11 protein-coding genes are annotated in these 15795 nt (G+C 61.3%); 6 read left to right on the forward strand and 5 right to left on the reverse strand.

Going from position 1 to position 15795, the window contains the following annotated elements:
* Window positions 1–35 precede the first annotated feature (35 nt).
* The 3 genes from KW842_RS01470 (at window position 36) to KW842_RS01480 (ending at window position 3233) form a co-directional block, all read left to right on the forward strand.
* On the forward strand, window positions 36–1781 hold the full coding sequence (locus KW842_RS01470) for a methyl-accepting chemotaxis protein (protein ID WP_218302313.1): 1746 nt from the start codon (window positions 36–38) through the stop codon (window positions 1779–1781).
* Between the two features lie 133 nt (window positions 1782–1914).
* Window positions 1915–2472 (forward strand): hypothetical protein, encoded by a 558-nt coding sequence (locus tag KW842_RS01475; RefSeq protein WP_218302314.1) that lies wholly within the window; start codon window positions 1915–1917, stop codon window positions 2470–2472.
* Window positions 2473–2552: 80 nt separating this feature from the next.
* Window positions 2553–3233, forward strand: coding sequence for a TetR/AcrR family transcriptional regulator (locus KW842_RS01480; protein ID WP_229223431.1), 681 nt, complete (start codon window positions 2553–2555; stop codon window positions 3231–3233).
* On the opposite strand, the gene KW842_RS01485 is transcribed toward KW842_RS01480, so the two are convergent.
* Window positions 3230–5587 carry a penicillin-binding protein 1A gene (locus KW842_RS01485; RefSeq protein ID WP_218303063.1) on the reverse strand — a complete coding sequence of 786 codons (2358 nt, stop codon included), beginning with the start codon at window positions 5585–5587 and terminating at the stop codon, window positions 3230–3232. The genes KW842_RS01480 and KW842_RS01485 overlap by 4 nt on opposite strands.
* 153 nt (window positions 5588–5740) lie before the next feature.
* Between KW842_RS01485 and glpD the strand changes: the two genes are divergently transcribed.
* Window positions 5741–7273 carry a glycerol-3-phosphate dehydrogenase gene (gene glpD / locus KW842_RS01490; protein WP_218302315.1) on the forward strand — a complete coding sequence of 511 codons (1533 nt, stop codon included), beginning with the start codon at window positions 5741–5743 and terminating at the stop codon, window positions 7271–7273.
* A gap of 43 nt (window positions 7274–7316) precedes the next feature.
* On the opposite strand, the gene KW842_RS01495 is transcribed toward glpD, so the two are convergent.
* Window positions 7317–8819 carry a peptide MFS transporter gene (locus tag KW842_RS01495; protein ID WP_218302316.1) on the reverse strand — a complete coding sequence of 501 codons (1503 nt, stop codon included), beginning with the start codon at window positions 8817–8819 and terminating at the stop codon, window positions 7317–7319.
* A 219-nt stretch (window positions 8820–9038) separates the two neighbouring features.
* Between KW842_RS01495 and ppnN the strand changes: the two genes are divergently transcribed.
* A complete protein-coding gene (ppnN, locus tag KW842_RS01500; RefSeq protein ID WP_218302317.1) occupies window positions 9039–10409 on the forward strand; it encodes a nucleotide 5'-monophosphate nucleosidase PpnN in 1371 nt (456 codons plus the stop codon).
* Window positions 10410–10507: 98 nt separating this feature from the next.
* Window positions 10508–12247 carry a diguanylate cyclase gene (locus KW842_RS01505; RefSeq protein ID WP_229223432.1) on the forward strand — a complete coding sequence of 580 codons (1740 nt, stop codon included), beginning with the start codon at window positions 10508–10510 and terminating at the stop codon, window positions 12245–12247.
* Between the two features lie 65 nt (window positions 12248–12312).
* Here KW842_RS01505 and lysS read toward each other — a convergent pair whose 3' ends face one another.
* The 3 genes from lysS to prfB all read right to left on the reverse strand — a co-directional run bounded on the left by lysS (window position 12313) and on the right by prfB (window position 15647).
* Window positions 12313–13842, reverse strand: a complete 1530-nt coding sequence (lysS, locus tag KW842_RS01510; protein WP_218302318.1) for a lysine--tRNA ligase — start codon at window positions 13840–13842, stop codon at window positions 12313–12315.
* 26 nt (window positions 13843–13868) lie between these two features.
* Entirely contained in the window at window positions 13869–14537 is a 669-nt protein-coding gene (locus tag KW842_RS01515) for an HAD family phosphatase (protein WP_218302319.1), read from the reverse strand.
* 5 nt (window positions 14538–14542) lie between these two features.
* Window positions 14543–15647 (reverse strand): peptide chain release factor 2 gene (prfB, locus tag KW842_RS01520; protein ID WP_218302320.1). Its coding sequence is split into 2 segments (ribosomal slippage): window positions 14543–15565 and window positions 15567–15647, totalling 1104 coding nucleotides; the frame shifts between segments, so codons are not numbered across the junction.
* Window positions 15648–15795 lie beyond the last annotated feature (148 nt).

A 15795-nucleotide genomic window follows, 5' to 3' on the forward strand; every position in this document is an offset into this window, starting at 1 on the left:
AAAATCTAACTGATGGTCCACTTACGGGGTGCGGGATGTTCAAGAATCTTCTGATCAAGTGGAAACTGGCGACGCTGGTCGCTATCATGATGGTGGCCTTGCTGGTGGTGGGTTCGGCGGGGTATAGAGGGATTGCCAAGGTTGGCGATTCGGTCAACGAAATCGGCGTGGTGCGGCTGCCTTCCATCCAGGGCTTGCTGGCGATGAGCGAGGGCCAGACCGCCGTGGCAGCGGCCAATCTGTTTGCCGGTACCTATGCCAGCGATCCGCAGGCGCAGGCGCGCTTTAGCGAAGCGCTGGAGATGCGCAAGAAGGCATGGGCGAATATCGAACGCGGCTGGAAGCGCTACGAGCCGCTGCCGCAGTCGGCCGAGGAAGCGGTGTTGTGGAAGCAGTTCACCGGCGAATGGGCCGACTGGAAGGCTGCCGATGAGAAGATCGGCGTCACCATCGGCGCCATGGCGGGCAACCACGATGAACAGCAGCAGCAGCAGTTGTTCACCACCTTCCATCAGCAATACAACCAGTCACGCCCGCTGTTCCAGAAGGCGGAGGCGTCGCTGATGAAAATCGAACGCTTGAATGAAGGCATCTCGGAGCAGAGTGTCGAGGAAGGCAAGGCAGCGGTCACCAGCGCCGAGTGGGCGATGCTGACGGCTGCGGTAATCGCGGCGGTCGTCGCGATCTGCTGCGCGGTGTACATCACCGGCGCGATCACCAACCCGATCAACGAAGCGGTGCGGGTGGCGCAGACGGTCGCTTCCGGTGACCTGACCAGCCGCATCGAAGTGTCGACCAGGGAGGAAACCGGCCAACTGCTGGGCGCACTGAAGGATATGAACGATAGCCTGATCCGTATCGTCGGCCAGGTGCGTACCGGCACGGAGACGATTGCCACGGCATCGACGCAGATCGCTACCGGCAATCTGGATCTGTCGCAGCGTACCGAAGAGCAGGCTAGTTCGCTGGAAGAGACTGCTTCGTCAATGGAGGAACTCACCTCGACCGTGAAGCAGAATGCCGACAATGCGCGCCAGGCGAATACGCTGGCGGCGTCGGCCTCCGGTGTGGCGCAGCGCGGCGGCGATGTGGTGGCACGGGTCGTGGAAACCATGGATTCGATTAACGCCTCGTCGGCCAAGATTGTCGATATTATTTCGGTAATCGACGGGATCGCGTTCCAGACCAATATTCTGGCGCTGAATGCGGCGGTGGAAGCGGCGCGCGCCGGTGAGCAGGGACGCGGCTTCGCGGTAGTAGCGGGCGAGGTGCGCACGCTGGCGCATCGTTCGGCGGCGGCGGCCAAGGAAATCAAGGAATTGATCGGCGACTCGGTGGAGAAGGTCGGCGCCGGCAGCAAGCTGGTGGAGGAGGCCGGTGCGACCATGGGCGAGATCGTCACCAGCGTGCAGCGCGTTACCGACATCATGGGCGAGATCAGCATGGCCACGCAGGAGCAAAGCAGTGGCATCGATCAGATCAATATGGCGGTCGGGCAGATGGATACGGTGACGCAGCAGAATGCGGCGCTGGTGGAGCAGGCTGCTGCGGCAGCGGCGTCGTTGCAGGATCAGGCGGCGGGGCTGGCGGAGGTCGTTAGCGTGTTCCGCATGGACCAGGCGCTGGCGCCGCGCGCGCCAGCGGTGGCCGCGCCCCGGCCTGCCGCCGCCAGGCCGGCAATCGCCGCGCCGGCAGCGCGTCCGCTAGGGAAGCCCGCACCGGCAAAGCAGCCGGCCAGGAAAATGGCTGCTGCATCCTCGGACGACTGGGAAGAGTTCTGATCAAACAACAAAGCAGCCCTCGGGCTGCTTTTTTATTGAGCCAGATCAAACATTCGGCCGTGGCGGCGATGCAGGACGAACTTTAGCCCGGCATACAGAGTCAAACGGTAGACTCAATGCCCGGAGAATGATCATGTCAGATGCCGCCGAAAACGAAGTTGTCCGGCGTGACGGACGCAGCGAATACGATGTTCGCCTTGCAGCCATGGAAGTGAATCTCGCTGTCGTCCGCGCCAGCGGCGCCACCAAGGACGACCTGCAACTGCTGCGCAACGAAATGCTGGCTGGCCATGAGCGCATTCTGGTTCTTTTGCATGAGCACAAACTACAGTCCCAGACCGCAATGTCGCAGCAGCGCGATGAATTGAATGCGGCGTTGTCGAAACTACGCGAGGAATTTAACGCGGCGTTGTCGGCGCAGCGGCTGGACTTTCATGCTGCATTGTCGAAACTACGCGAGGACTTTAATGCTGCGCTGTCGAAACAGCGAGATGACTTTAATGCTGCCCTGTCGAAACAGAGGGAAGACTTTAATGCTGGCCTGTCGAAGCAGCGTGAAGACCAGCACACGGCGCTGGCCCAGGTGCAGATCGACCTGCACAAGGCAATGATGAGCCATATGTGGAAACTGTACGGTTTCGCATCGCTGATGCTCGGCGGCGTGTATTTTATCGCCCGCTATGTGCATTGATCGCGTCCGGCCGCCAGCGTCGCTAAGCAAACAAGTTCCTGCGCTATAATCATTATCAAAAATAAACCACAGGGACAACCTTGCCGGCACAATTCGACTTCCAACAATTTCAGGCGATGACGCCGCTCGATGGCGTCAATATCTGGGCCTATCTGCTTGACCGCTACGCCGACCGCATCACGGTCAAGCGGCGCAAGCCGGCGCTGGAGAACCTGGAGAAAATCTTCAACGCCACTTTCAAGCTCGCCAACGAGGTCGGCTTCCGTGCCATGAACTTGCGCGACCTGTGCGGCGAGACAGGCTTGTCGATGGGTGGGCTATACGGTTATATCGCCAGCAAGGACCAGCTGGCGGAAATGATCGAGGACGTGGTGCGCCACGCCACCCACGAAGTACCGAAAATGTTCACCGACGTGGCCGATCCGCTGGACCGGCTGGAGGCGCTGATACGCGCTTCGATCTACGTGTCGGAGATCTTGCAGCCGTGGTTTTATTTCGTGTTCATGGACTCGCGCGTGCTGCAAGCCGAGCAGCGCGGTACGGCCAAGGAATCCGAGCTGCATGTGCAGACCCTGTTTGCCGAGGTGATTGCGCAAGTACCTGATCTGCGCGGCAGTCCGGACCTGATCGCCGCGCATATCCTGGCCACTTTCCAGGACTGGTATGTGAAGCGCTGGAAGTACCGCGCTGCTGACATCGGTCCGGACCGATTCGCCGACAGCGCCGTACGCATGATGCGCGGCTATCTGGCGCTAGCTTAGCGCCCCTGGCCGGTCGGCACCGGCTTGATGTTTTCCGCGTTCGGCTGCGTGGCTGGTGTCGCTGGTGCCGCAGCTGGCGCGGCCGGCGTCAGCGGCGCGCCGGGCACCACGTTCTCTGCGCCAGCCGGCTCATTATCGAAGTCCAGCGGCGGACGCGCGGCGTCGCCGGTGAATTCATCGTACAGCCATTCGCCATCGACCTGAGTCAGGCCAACAGGCACCGGACGATCTTGCGGCGGACGGCCTTGCAGCGCCACGCGCATGTAGTCGATCCAGATCGGCAGCGCCACGCTGGAGCCGAATTCCTTGCCGCCCAGCGAGCGCGAATCGTCATAACCCATCCACGACACCGCGACAATGCCACCGCCGTAGCCGGCGAACCAGCCGTCCACCGCATCGCTGGACGTACCGGTCTTGCCGGCGATGTCGGAGCGGCCCAGGCGCGCGGCCGCTGCGCCGGTGCCGGTGCGGGTTACCTGGCGCATCAGGCTATCGGTGACGAAGGCGTTGCGCGGATCAATCACGCGCGCCTCGTCCGGCAGCGTTTCGCGCGGCTTGACTTCGGAGATGATCTTGCCGTCGCCATCAACAATCTTGGCGATCAGGTAGGGCTGCACCGAGTAGCCGCCGTTGGCGAACACCGAGTAGGCGCCGGCCAGCTGCGCCGGCGTCACTGACCCGGTACCCAGCGCCATGGTCAGGTTTTTCGGATGCTTGGCCAGGTCGAAGCCGAATTTACCCAGGTAGCTGTGCGCGTACGGCACGGTGATGGCACGCAGGATGCGCACCGAGGCCACGTTCTTCGATTCCGACAGCGCGGTGCGCATGGTGATCGGGCCGTCGAACTTGCCATCGTCATTCTTTGGCGACCACGCTTCGTTGCCGGTTTCAGCACCGGTCAGGTTCAGCGGTACGTCGTTGATCAGCGTCAGCGGCGAGAATCCGCGTTCCAGCGACGCCGAGTAGACGAAGGGCTTGATCGACGAACCAGGCTGGCGCCAGGCTTGCGTGACGTGGTTGAACTTCTGCAGGTTGAAGTCGAAGCCGCCGACCATGGCGTGGTAGCCGCCGGTCACCGCGTCTATCGACACAAACGCCGCCGCCACCTGCGGCACCTGGCTGATGCTCCACGCGCCTTTATCGCTTTGCATGATGCGGATCACCGCGCCTGGGCGCAGGCGGATGGTGTCCTTGGCTTTTTCCGTCAGCGCACCGGCGACAAGGCGCAGGCCGTCTCCGCTGATGGCGATTTCCTCGCCGGCCGGATTCTGCACCTTGACCGACTTCGGCGTGGCGCTCAGCACCACGGCCGGAATCAGGCCGTCGCTGCTCGGGCGCTTCTGGATGGCTTCCTCGATGGCGTCGTCGCGTTCTTCCTCGTTGTCCGGCAGCGTGATGAAAGCCTCCGGACCGCGATAGCCGTGGCGCTGGTCGTAGTTCAGCACATTGCGGCGAGTCGATTCGTAGGCGGCTTTCTGGTCGGCCTTGAGGATGGTGGTGTAGACGCTGATGCCGCGCGTGTACGATTCTTCCTTGTACTGCGCGAACACCGCCTGGCGCGCCAGTTCGGCCACGTATTCGGCGTGCACGTCGAAGTCCTGCCCCTTGCGCGCGTAGTGCAGGGTTTCGCGTGCGGCTTTTTTGTACTGGTCTTCGCTGATGATGTCCTGGTCGCGCATCATGCGCAGCACGATTTGCTGGCGTTGCTTGGCACGTTTCGGATTGCTGATCGGGTTGTGGCGCGCCGGATTCTGCGGCAGGCCGGCCAGCATCGCCATTTCCGCCACGTCCAGCTCTTTCAGCGACTTGCCGAAATAGGTCTGGGCGGCGCTGCCGAAGCCGAACGAGCGCTGGCCCAGGTAGATCTGGTTCATATACAGTTCCAGAATCTGGTCCTTGTTTAGCGCAGCCTCGATTTTCAGGGCCAGCATCACTTCCTGCAGCTTGCGGCCGATGACTTTTTCGCGCGTCAGGTAGAAATTGCGCGCTACCTGCATGGTGATGGTCGAACCGCCCTGGCGGAACGAACCGCCCAGATTGGAGCGTACCGCGCCCAGCACGCGCAGGTAGTCGATGCCGTTGTGTTCATAAAAACGCTTGTCTTCGATCGACAGCAGGGCTTTTTTCATCATCTCCGGCATGTCCTTGACCGGGATGAAGTCGCGGTGCTCCTCGCCGAATTCGCCGATCAGGGCGTTATCGGCGGTGTAGACGCGCAGCGGGATTTTCGGCCGGTAGTCGGTGATCGCCTCCAGCGAGGGCAGGTTGGGAGCGACGTACAGCAGCAGGTAAGCCAGCAGCAGGCCGCCGGCGGCCAGGCCTGCCAGGCCGGTAAGAATGGCGGCGCGTATCATATTGCGGCGATTCAGCCACGCGGGCAGTTGGGAGTTGGAAGTTGCCAAAGCATCATCTCTAGTTTGCAGAAGGTTGGGCGATTATAGAGCATGGCTATTGTTACTTGGCGTCACTTGTCGTAACGTACAGGTATACAGCTCCAAAGGGACCATATGACGGAACCGCAGCACATACTCGATTGCGATGTCCTGATCATCGGCGGCGGCATCAATGGCGCCGGCATCGCCCGTGATGCGGCGGGGCGCGGGCTGTCGGTCGTGCTGTGCGAGAAGGATGACCTGGCGGCACACACTTCGTCCGCCTCCACCAAGCTGATCCATGGCGGATTGCGCTATCTGGAGTATTACGAGTTCAACCTGGTGCGCAAGGCGCTGATTGAGCGCGAAGTGCTGTTGCGCGCCGCGCCGCACATCATGCGGCCGCTGCGTTTTGTGATGCCGCATGCGCCGGGCCAGCGGCCGGCAGTGCTGATACGCGCCGGGCTGTTCCTGTACGACCTGCTGGCGCGGCGCGAGCTGCTGCCGGCGTCGTCCGGCGTCAATCTGCGCTGCCACGAGGCGGGCCGGCCGCTGAAGCCGGCGTTTTCGCGCGGTTTCCTGTATTCAGATGGCTGGGTCGACGATGCGCGGCTGGTGGTGCTGAACGCCATCGACGCCTGCGAGAAGGGCGCCACCATCCTGACCCAGGCGGTGTGCCAGAAGCTGGAACGCCTTGGCGCCAACTGGGAGGCGACACTGTTCAAGCCGAGCTGCGGCCAGATCCGTGTCAATGCGCGCTATGTGGTGAATGCGGCCGGGCCGTGGACCGCCGAACTGCTGCACGCGGCGCTGCCGAAGGAGGGCGGTGGCCAGCTGCGGCTGATCAAGGGCAGCCATATCGTGGTCAAGCGCCTGTTCGAGCATGAGCATGCGTATATTTTCCAGCACCGGGATGGGCGCATCGTGTTTGCAATCCCATATGAACGCGACTTCACGCTGATCGGCACGACCGACCTGGATTACCACGGCGATGCCAACCAGGTCGCCATCAGCGAGGACGAAATCGCTTATCTATGCGAGCTGGCCAGCCAGTATTTCGTTGCGCCGATTATGCCGGCTGACGTGGTGTGGACTTATTCCGGCGTGCGGCCGCTGGTGGAGGATGGCGCCGACGCCAAGGCGGTCACGCGCGACTACCGGCTGGAGATCGACAGTCACGGGCCGCCTATCCTCAGCGTCTTCGGCGGCAAGATCACTACCTTCCGCAAGCTGGCGGAAGAGGCGGTCGACCACATCGCCAAGGCGCTGGACAACCGCCACGGCAGCTGGACCCACGACGCCTGCCTGCCGGGAGGCGATCTGTTTGGCGCCGAGCCGCAGAATCGCTCGGTGCAAGAGTTCGACGCCTGGACGCGTGCGCAGCAGAACCGCTACCCCTGGCTGCCAGCGCCGCTGCTGACGCGCTACTGCCGCGCCTACGGTACCCGCATCCACACACTGCTGTGCGACCGCAGTGGCCTGGACGACCTGGGCGACGAAATCCTGCCCGGCCTGCATGTCGCCGAAGTGGAATATCTGCGCCGCTACGAATGGGCGCGCACCGCCCAGGATATCCTGTGGCGCCGCACCAAGCTCGGCCTGCATCTGCCAGCCGGCGCCGCCGACCAGCTCCAGTCCTGGCTCAACGAACACCCGCTGGCCAGATAAAAAAACGGCGCCCGAGGGCGCCGTTTTCGCTATTGCTTCACGCTTACTTCACGCCGTGCATCAGTTTCTGGATCAGCGGAGCGACCAGGAACAGCAGCGCGCCGGCGCCGATCAGCGACCAGAAGCCGAAGGTGTAGCCGTGCAGCGCCGAGGACAGCGACATGCCGCTTTCGCCCGATACCCACGAGGCAAAGATGCCCGACAGGTTGTTGCCGATACCGGTCGACAGGAACCAGCCACCCATACCCAGGCCCACCAGACGCGTTGGCGCCAGCTTGGTCACCATCGACAGGCCGATCGGCGACAGGCACAGCTCACCAATCGATTGCAGCACGTAGACCATGAACAGGGTCCAGAACGGGATCTTGTTGTTGGCGTCCACCAGGCTCGACAGTGCGAACATCAGCAGCAGGAAGGCGGTGCCGTTGAAGATCAGGCCCAGGCCGAATTTGCGTGGAATCGACGGGTTGAAGCGGCCCATGGCCACCCAGATGAACGCAATGATCGGTGCGCAGGTGATGATGGCCAGCGAGTTCACGGTCTGGAACCAGGCGACAGGGAAGATCCAGTTGAACATCTCGCGGTCGACGATCTTCTCGGCCAGGAAGGTGAACGAACTGCCGGCCTGCTCAAAGAAGCACCAGAAGGTGATGTTGAAGAAGAAGATCACCAGCATGGCGATCACCTTGTCGCGTGCCACTTTACCGTTCTTGATGCCTTCGACCAGCAGCATGACCGCCAGAATGATGAACAGTATGCTCAGCACTACCTGCAAGTTCTTGGCGCCCGCAGCCAGCAGCGTGTACACCAGCGGGATCACGCACAGCGAACCGATAATCACGTACAGCAGGCGTTTCGGATCGGCAGTCTGCGCATCCGGTGCGCCGATGCCTTTCAGTTGGGCGCGGCCGATGTAGAACCATACCAGGCTGACCAGCATACCGACGCCAGCCGAGATGAACACCACCTTATAGGCCGGCATGCCGCCGGTGCCGAAGACGGCCGAAGCCAGCCACTCGGTCAGCACTGGCGCCACCATCGCGCCGGCGTTGATGCCCATGTAGAAAATGGTGAAGCCGGAATCACGGCGCGGATCAAGCGTGGTGTACAGCTTGCCGACCATGGTCGAGATGTTCGGCTTGAACATGCCGTTACCGACAATGATGGTCGCCAGGCCGAACTTGAATATAGTTTCATTCGGCAGCGCGATCATGAACAGGCCGGCCGCCATGAAGCCGGCGCCGACCAGGATGGAGCGCTGGTAACCCAGCACGCGATCGGCCACATAGCCGCCGAACAGCGCCGCCGCATACACCAGCGCCAGGTAGGAACCGTACACCAGGTTGGCGGACGATTCGCCGGCCGCATCGCCATTATAGAACTGTGCCACCACGTAGAGCACCAGCGCCCAACGTATGCCGTAGAACGCAAAGCGTTCCCAGAACTCGGTCATGAACAACATCCACAGTGGGGCAGGGTGCCCCATGATCTGCTTAAACTCCGGAATAGCGGCTTCCGTGTGGGTGGTGGTGGTCGCACCGCTCATGCGGCTCCTCCTAATAATTATGGTCTAAAGGACTGGCTTCCCTTGTGGGGCAGCCAAATTGGGCGCCATTTTAATCTACAAATCGTTTACATCGGACATTTTGATAGCTGCACTGCACAAATGTATTCAGTGTGATAACGATTCAGTAGCCCACGGACGGCTGAGTTGTCGTATATTGATGGCGCAACACCCATAGAAACTGAATAGGATTTACGCATCATGGAACATGACGTTGTCGATACCCAGATTTCCCCCGAAGGCCACCTGGAGATACTTTCCAAGGCCGAAGTCAACAAACTGCTCGATACCAGCCAGGGTGGCCTGTATAACGTGTTCCGCAAATGCGCGCTGGCGGTGCTCAACTGCGGCAGCACCATCGACGATGGCAAGGAACTGCTGGAACGCTATGAATCGTTCGACATCAGCATCGTCCAGCGCGAGCGCGGCATCAAGCTGGATATCAAGGGCGCGCCGGCGATCGCTTTCGTCGACGGCAAAATGATCAAGGGCATCCACGAGCACCTGTTCTCGGTGCTGCGGGATATTGTATTTGTCAGCAACGAGGTGACCGACAATCCCAAGTTCGACCTGGGCAAGACCGAAGACATCACCGATGCGGTGTTCCACATCCTGCGCAATGCCAATGTGCTGAAGCCGATGCTGAACCCAAACCTGGTGGTGTGCTGGGGCGGCCACTCCATCAACCGCGCCGAATACAATTATTCGAAGGAAGTCGGCTACGCAATGGGCCTGCGCGACCTGGATATCTGCACCGGCTGCGGCCCTGGCGCGATGAAAGGCCCGATGAAGGGCGCCACCATCGGCCACGCCAAGCAGCGCCTGCACCGCGGCCGCTATCTGGGCATCACCGAGCCGGGCATCATTGCGGCGGAATCGCCGAACCCCATCGTCAATGAACTGGTCATCATGCCGGACATTGAAAAACGCCTGGAAGCGTTTGTACGCACCGGCCACGGCATCGTGGTCTTCCCAGGCGGCGCCGGCACGGCCGAAGAAATCCTCTACATTCTCGGCATCCTGCTGCACCCGGATAACGCCGGGATCCCGTTCCCGCTGATCTTCACCGGGCCGGAAACCTCGCGCGACTACTTCGTGCAGATCAACCAGTTCATCCACGATACCCTGGGTCCGGAGGCGCAGCAGCGCTACAAGATCATCGTCGATGATCCGGAGCTGGTGGCGCGCGAAATGCAGGCCGGGATCAAGGCGGTGCGCGAGTTCCGCAAGGCGCGCAGCGATGCGTATTACTATAATTGGAGCCTGAAGATCGACGCCGAGTTCCAGCGTCCGTTCCCGCCGACGCACGAGAATATGCGCAACCTGAGCCTGCACAAGAACCAGCCGGTGCACCTGCTGGCCGCCAATCTGCGGCGCGCGTTTTCCGGTGTGGTGGCTGGCAACGTCAAGGAAGAGGGCATGCGCGCGATCGAGCAATACGGTCACTTCGAGATCCACGGCGACAAGGAAATCATGGGGCCGATGGACGCGCTGCTGGCCTCCTTTGTCGCGCAAAGCCGCATGAAACTTGCAGGAAAGCCTTACACCCCGTGCTATCGCGTGATTCAATAAGTACCAAGGCGCGTGCGTGGCTGGTCCACGCGCGCGTTGTTTTGCTACTGATTCTTTGTTGTCTGAGTGGTCCTTCGCTTGCCGTCGATGCCTCGGCTTTGCCGCATGGGTCGCTGTCGCTGACGCCTTACCTGACCGTGCTGGAAGACCTGCAATCGGTGCTGGACTTCGACGCCGCGCGCCAGCGCGCGTCAGCATTCCGCAGCGCCGGCAAGGCGGATGAAGCGCTGAGTTTTGGCTACACCCGTTCCACCTACTGGTTGCGGCTGGAGCTGACTAACCCCACCGACAAGCCGCTGGACCGCATGCTGGAGATCAGCAATGCGCGCCTCAGCGACATCCAGTTCTACCGGCCGGACGCGCAAGGGCGCTACAGCGTGCATCGCACCGGCAGCGCACACCCGTATGCGACGCGGCCGTATCCGAATCGCTACTACGTCTATACACTGCAACTGGCGCCGCACGCGCAAGAAGTAATCTATGTGCGCATCTGGTCCGAGGGGGCCAAGCTGATCCCCATGACCCTGTGGGAGCCAATTGCCTACGCGGCCTACGAGCGCCAGGACTATCTGGTGCAGGGCGCGTATTTTGGCACGGCGCTGGCGATGACGCTGTTTAACCTGGTGCTGTTCCTGACACTGCGCGACCGCTTGTACCTGCTATATGTCGCCTTCGTGCTGTTTACGGTGATTGCGCTGTCCGGCCAGAACGGACTGGCGCATGAATGGCTGTGGCCTGCTATCGGCGGCAGCTGGCCGAACAAGGCGGCCTCGCTGGGCTTCTCGCTGTCGGCCGGCATGCTGACGGTGTTCATGCGGCGCATGATCAATACCCGTGAAGTGGTGCCGCGCCTGGACTGGATACTGCGCGTGCTGCTGGTGTTCTTCTTCACTGCGCCGATCGCAACCATCTTCTTTTATGTGGAAACGGCGGGGCAGATCACCACTGCCTGGGCGGTATGTTCGCCGCTGATCATGCTGGTGGGTGTGGTGTGCGCGCTTAAACGCCAGCGCAGCGCCTACTATTTTACTGCGGCGTTTGTGCTGCTTTTCGTCGGCAATTCCTCCAGCTCGCTGGCGGCGCTGGCTATTTTGCCGCACAATCCGCTGACCAATTACGGCAGCCAGATCGGCTCCTGCGTTGAAATGATGATGCTGGCGTTTGCGCTGGCGGACCGCGTCAACGTCATGCGCCGCGAAAAAGAAACGGCGCAGCGTGAGGCGCTGGAGGCGCAGGCCAACCTGATCGTTGGCTTGCAGGCGTCCGAACGCATGCTGGAATTGCGGGTGGAACAGCGCACGCATGAACTGCAAGTGGCGAATGACCATCTGGCGGCGCTTAGCATGACCGACGGCCTGACTGGCATCGCCAATCGCCGCCGCTTCGACGAGGTGCTGGCGGCGGAGTGGGGCCGTGCGGCCCGCCAGCAGCATCCGCTGGCGATCGGCTTGCTGGACATCGACTTCTTCAAGCAATACAACGACCACTATGGCCATCAGGCGGGCGATGATTGCCTGCGCCGCGTGGCGCAGGCGTTCAAGGCGCAATTGCAACGTGGGGGTGACTTGGTTGCGCGTTACGGCGGCGAGGAATTTGTCTTCATCGCGCCAGCGGTGGACGCCGAGCGCGCGATGCGGATTGCGGATGCGGTGTGCAAGGCGATTGAGTCGCTGGGGCTCCCGCACATCAAGACGCCGGGCGGCACGCTCACCGTCAGCATCGGCGTCGCCGCATGGATACCGCTGCCCGGCACCTCATCGCAAGACATCCTGCGCGCCGCCGACCAGGCCCTCTACCGCGCCAAACAGCTCGGCCGCAACCGCGCCGAAGTGCACTGAGATGCGGCTCAGTCAAACGAAAAAAAAGCCGCTCGGTTGAGCGGCTTTGGGTGGGGTGTTGAAGATTACTCTTCGCGGCGCAGGTGCGGGAACAGCAGCACGTCGCGGATGTTCGGCGAATCGGTGATGATCATCATCAGGCGATCGATACCGATGCCGCAACCGCCGGCTGGCGGCATGCCGTATTCCAGCGCGCGGATGTAATCGGCGTCGTAGAACATGGCTTCCTCATCGCCAGCATCCTTGGCGGCGACTTGCGCCAGGAAGCGTGCCGACTGGTCTTCCGCGTCGTTCAGCTCCGAGAAGCCGTTGGCGATCTCGCGGCCGACCATGAACAGTTCGAAGCGCTCGGTGATGCCTTCACGGCTGTCGGACGCGCGCGCCAGTGGCGACACTTCGACCGGGTAGTCAATGATGTAGGTTGGCTCCCACAGTTGCGCTTCCGCAGTCTCTTCAAACAGCGCCAGTTGCAGCGCGCCCAGGCCGGCGGTGGTGAATGGCTTCACGCCGAACTTCAGCAGTTCCTTCTTGATGTACTCTGCGTCGTTCAGCTGCTCGGCCGTGTACGAAGGCGCGTACTTGTTGATCGCTTCCACAATGGTCAGGCGGTGGAATGGCTTCGACAGATCCAGCTCGCGGCCGCCGTAGGTCAGCTTGGCGGTGCCGTGTGCGTCGATCGCAGCCTGGCGGATTACCGCCTCGGTGAAGTCCATCAGCCACTTGTAATCGGTGTAGGCCGCGTAGAACTCCATCATGGTGAATTCTGGATTGTGACGGATCGACACGCCTTCGTTGCGGAAGTTGCGGTTGATTTCGAACACGCGGTCAAAGCCGCCGACCACCAGGCGCTTCAGGTACAGCTCAGGCGCGATACGCAGGAACATCTGCATGTCCAGCGCATTGTGGTGGGTGATGAACGGCTTTGCGGCGGCGCCACCTGGAATGGTGTGCAGCATCGGCGTTTCGACTTCCATGAAGTCGTTCTTTTCCATGAAGCGGCGGATCGACGAGATGGCGGCGGTACGTGCCTTGAAGGTGCGGCGCGTCTCTTCGTTCATGATCAGGTCCACGTAGCGCTGGCGGTACTTGGTTTCCTGGTCGGCCAGGCCGTGGAACTTGTCCGGCAGCGGGCGCAGCGACTTGGTGATCAGGCGCAGTTCGCTGACCTTGATGGTCAGTTCATCGGTCTTGGTCTTGAACAGCGTGCCGACCACGCCCAGGATATCGCCCAGGTCATAGTGGTGCAGCGCGGCCATGGCGGCTTCGCCGGTCAGGTCCAGCGTGGCGTAGATCTGAATGCGGCCGTCGGCTTTCGGGCCGGAGGCATCCTGCAGCGTGGCGAAAGCGGCCTTCTTGCCTGCTTCGCGCTTCAGCATCATGCGGCCCGCCAGCGTGACGGTGACCGGAGCAGCTTCCAGCTCTTCGCGGGTCTTCTCGCCGTATTGCGCGTGCAGGTCGGCAGCCTTGTGTTCAGGCTTGAAGTCGTTCGGGAAGGCGACGCCTTGTTCGCGGATGGCGGCCAGCTTGGCACGGCGCTCCGCAATGATTTTATTTTCGTCAGGAGCGGCTGCTTGGTCTTGAAGATCCGTAGTCATGGTCTTTACTTTTGTTGAGGTGATGATTAGTTAGTGGCGGAGGCGAACAATTCGTCCACATCCAGCTCGCTGAAGTCGCGTACGACGGCGATCACGTTGTCGAACTCCTTAAACGCTTCAGCCGGCAAAGTGGTTGTCAACACCACCGCGCGCATACCGGCACGGCGTGCTGCTTCCACGCCCAGCGGCGCGTCTTCAAACACGATGCTGTCAGCCGGCTGCGCGCCGGCGCGCTCGGCGGCCAGCAGGAACACGTCCGGATTCGGCTTGCCGCGCGCCACATCGGCGGCGCCGGCGATGGCGTTGAATTCCTTGCGCAGATCCAGGCCATCCAGCGTGAAGTCGATGTTTTCGTTCGGCGCGGCGGTGGCAACGGCCAGCTTGATGCCGGCTGCCTTGGCGCGCGTGATGAAGTCGACGAAGCCGGTGGTCGGCGCCAGGTGCGGTGCATACATCTCGCGGTACAGCGCTTCCTTCTCGAAATCGAGCGCCGCGCTTTCTTCCTTGCTCAGCGATTTGCCGAAGTAGGTGCTCATGATTTCATGGCCCTGGCGACCCGCCGTGTTACGGAAGAAGTCATCCGCGTCGATCACATGACCGCGGCGCTGGAAAAATTCCAGCCACGATTTCACGTGGAAGGACATATTGTCGACAATGGTTCCGTCCATGTCGAAGATGAATGCACGCTGAGTCATTAAAATTACACGCCTTGTTTGAGCGAAGCCGAAATGAAGTCGTCCAGGTCGCCATCCAGCACGCCCTTGGTATTGCCGGTTTCGAAGTTGGTGCGCAAGTCCTTGATGCGCGACTGGTCCAGCACGTACGAGCGGATCTGGTGGCCCCAGCCGACGTCGGTCTTGGAGTCTTCCAGCTTCTGCTGCTCGCTCATGCGCTTGCGCAGTTCCAGTTCGAACAGCTTGGCCTTCAGCATTTCCATCGCCTCGGCCTTGTTGCGGTGCTGCGAACGGTCGTTCTGGCACTGCACCACGATGCCCGACGGGCCGTGGGTCAGACGCACTGCGGAGTCGGTTTTATTAATGTGCTGGCCACCGGCGCCCGAAGCGCGGTAGGTGTCGATACGCAGGTCGGCAGGATTGATCTCGATGTCGATCGAATCATCCACTTCCGGATAAACGAACAGTGACACGAACGAGGTGTGGCGGCCGCCGGCCGAGTCGAACGGCGATTTGCGCACCAGGCGGTGCACACCGGTCTCGGTGCGCAGGAAGCCGTAGGCGTATTCGCCTTCCACTTTCAGCGTCGCGGTCTTGATGCCAGCCACCTCGCCATCGGATTGCTCCATGATCTCAACCTTGAAGCCCTTGCGTTCGCAATAGCGCAGGTACTGGCGCAGCAGCATCGATGCCCAATCCTGCGCCTCGGTGCCGCCGGCACCGGCCTGGATGTCGACGAAGCAGTTGTTCGGGTCCATCGGATTGCTGAACATCCGGCGGAATTCCATGCCTTCGATGACCTTGCGGACTTCTTCCGCATCGACGATCAGCGCTTCCAGCGTATCGTCGTCGCCTTCTTCCTTGGCCATGTCGATCAGGTCGGCCATGTCTTTCAGGTCGGCGTTGGCCTTGGTCAGCGCGTCAACAACGGCTTCCAGCGATTTTTTCTCTTTGCCCAGGTCCTGGGCTTTCTTCGGATCGTTCCAGACGGCTGGATCTTCCAGCTCGCCGTTTACTTGCTCAAGCTTGTCGACTTTGCGATCGAAGTCAAAGATACCTCCGAAGTTCGGCTTCGCGCGTGGTCAAATCGGCGAGCAGGGAGGTGAGGGCGTTAATGCGTTCGGCTTCCATGGTTTTCTTCTTTTCTAAGGCTGAAATCAAACCTTGGATTATACCGTAAGCGGCTACGCTCTCCCAGCGCCGCGCCGCCAGCGGTGTCGCGGCGCCGAAATGCTGCCATTTATGCCACAAAACGACGGTAAACGTATAGAATATCGCA

It is taken from the genome of Duganella sp. sic0402, from assembly GCF_019219065.1.
GTDB lineage: Bacteria > Pseudomonadota > Gammaproteobacteria > Burkholderiales > Burkholderiaceae_D > Rugamonas.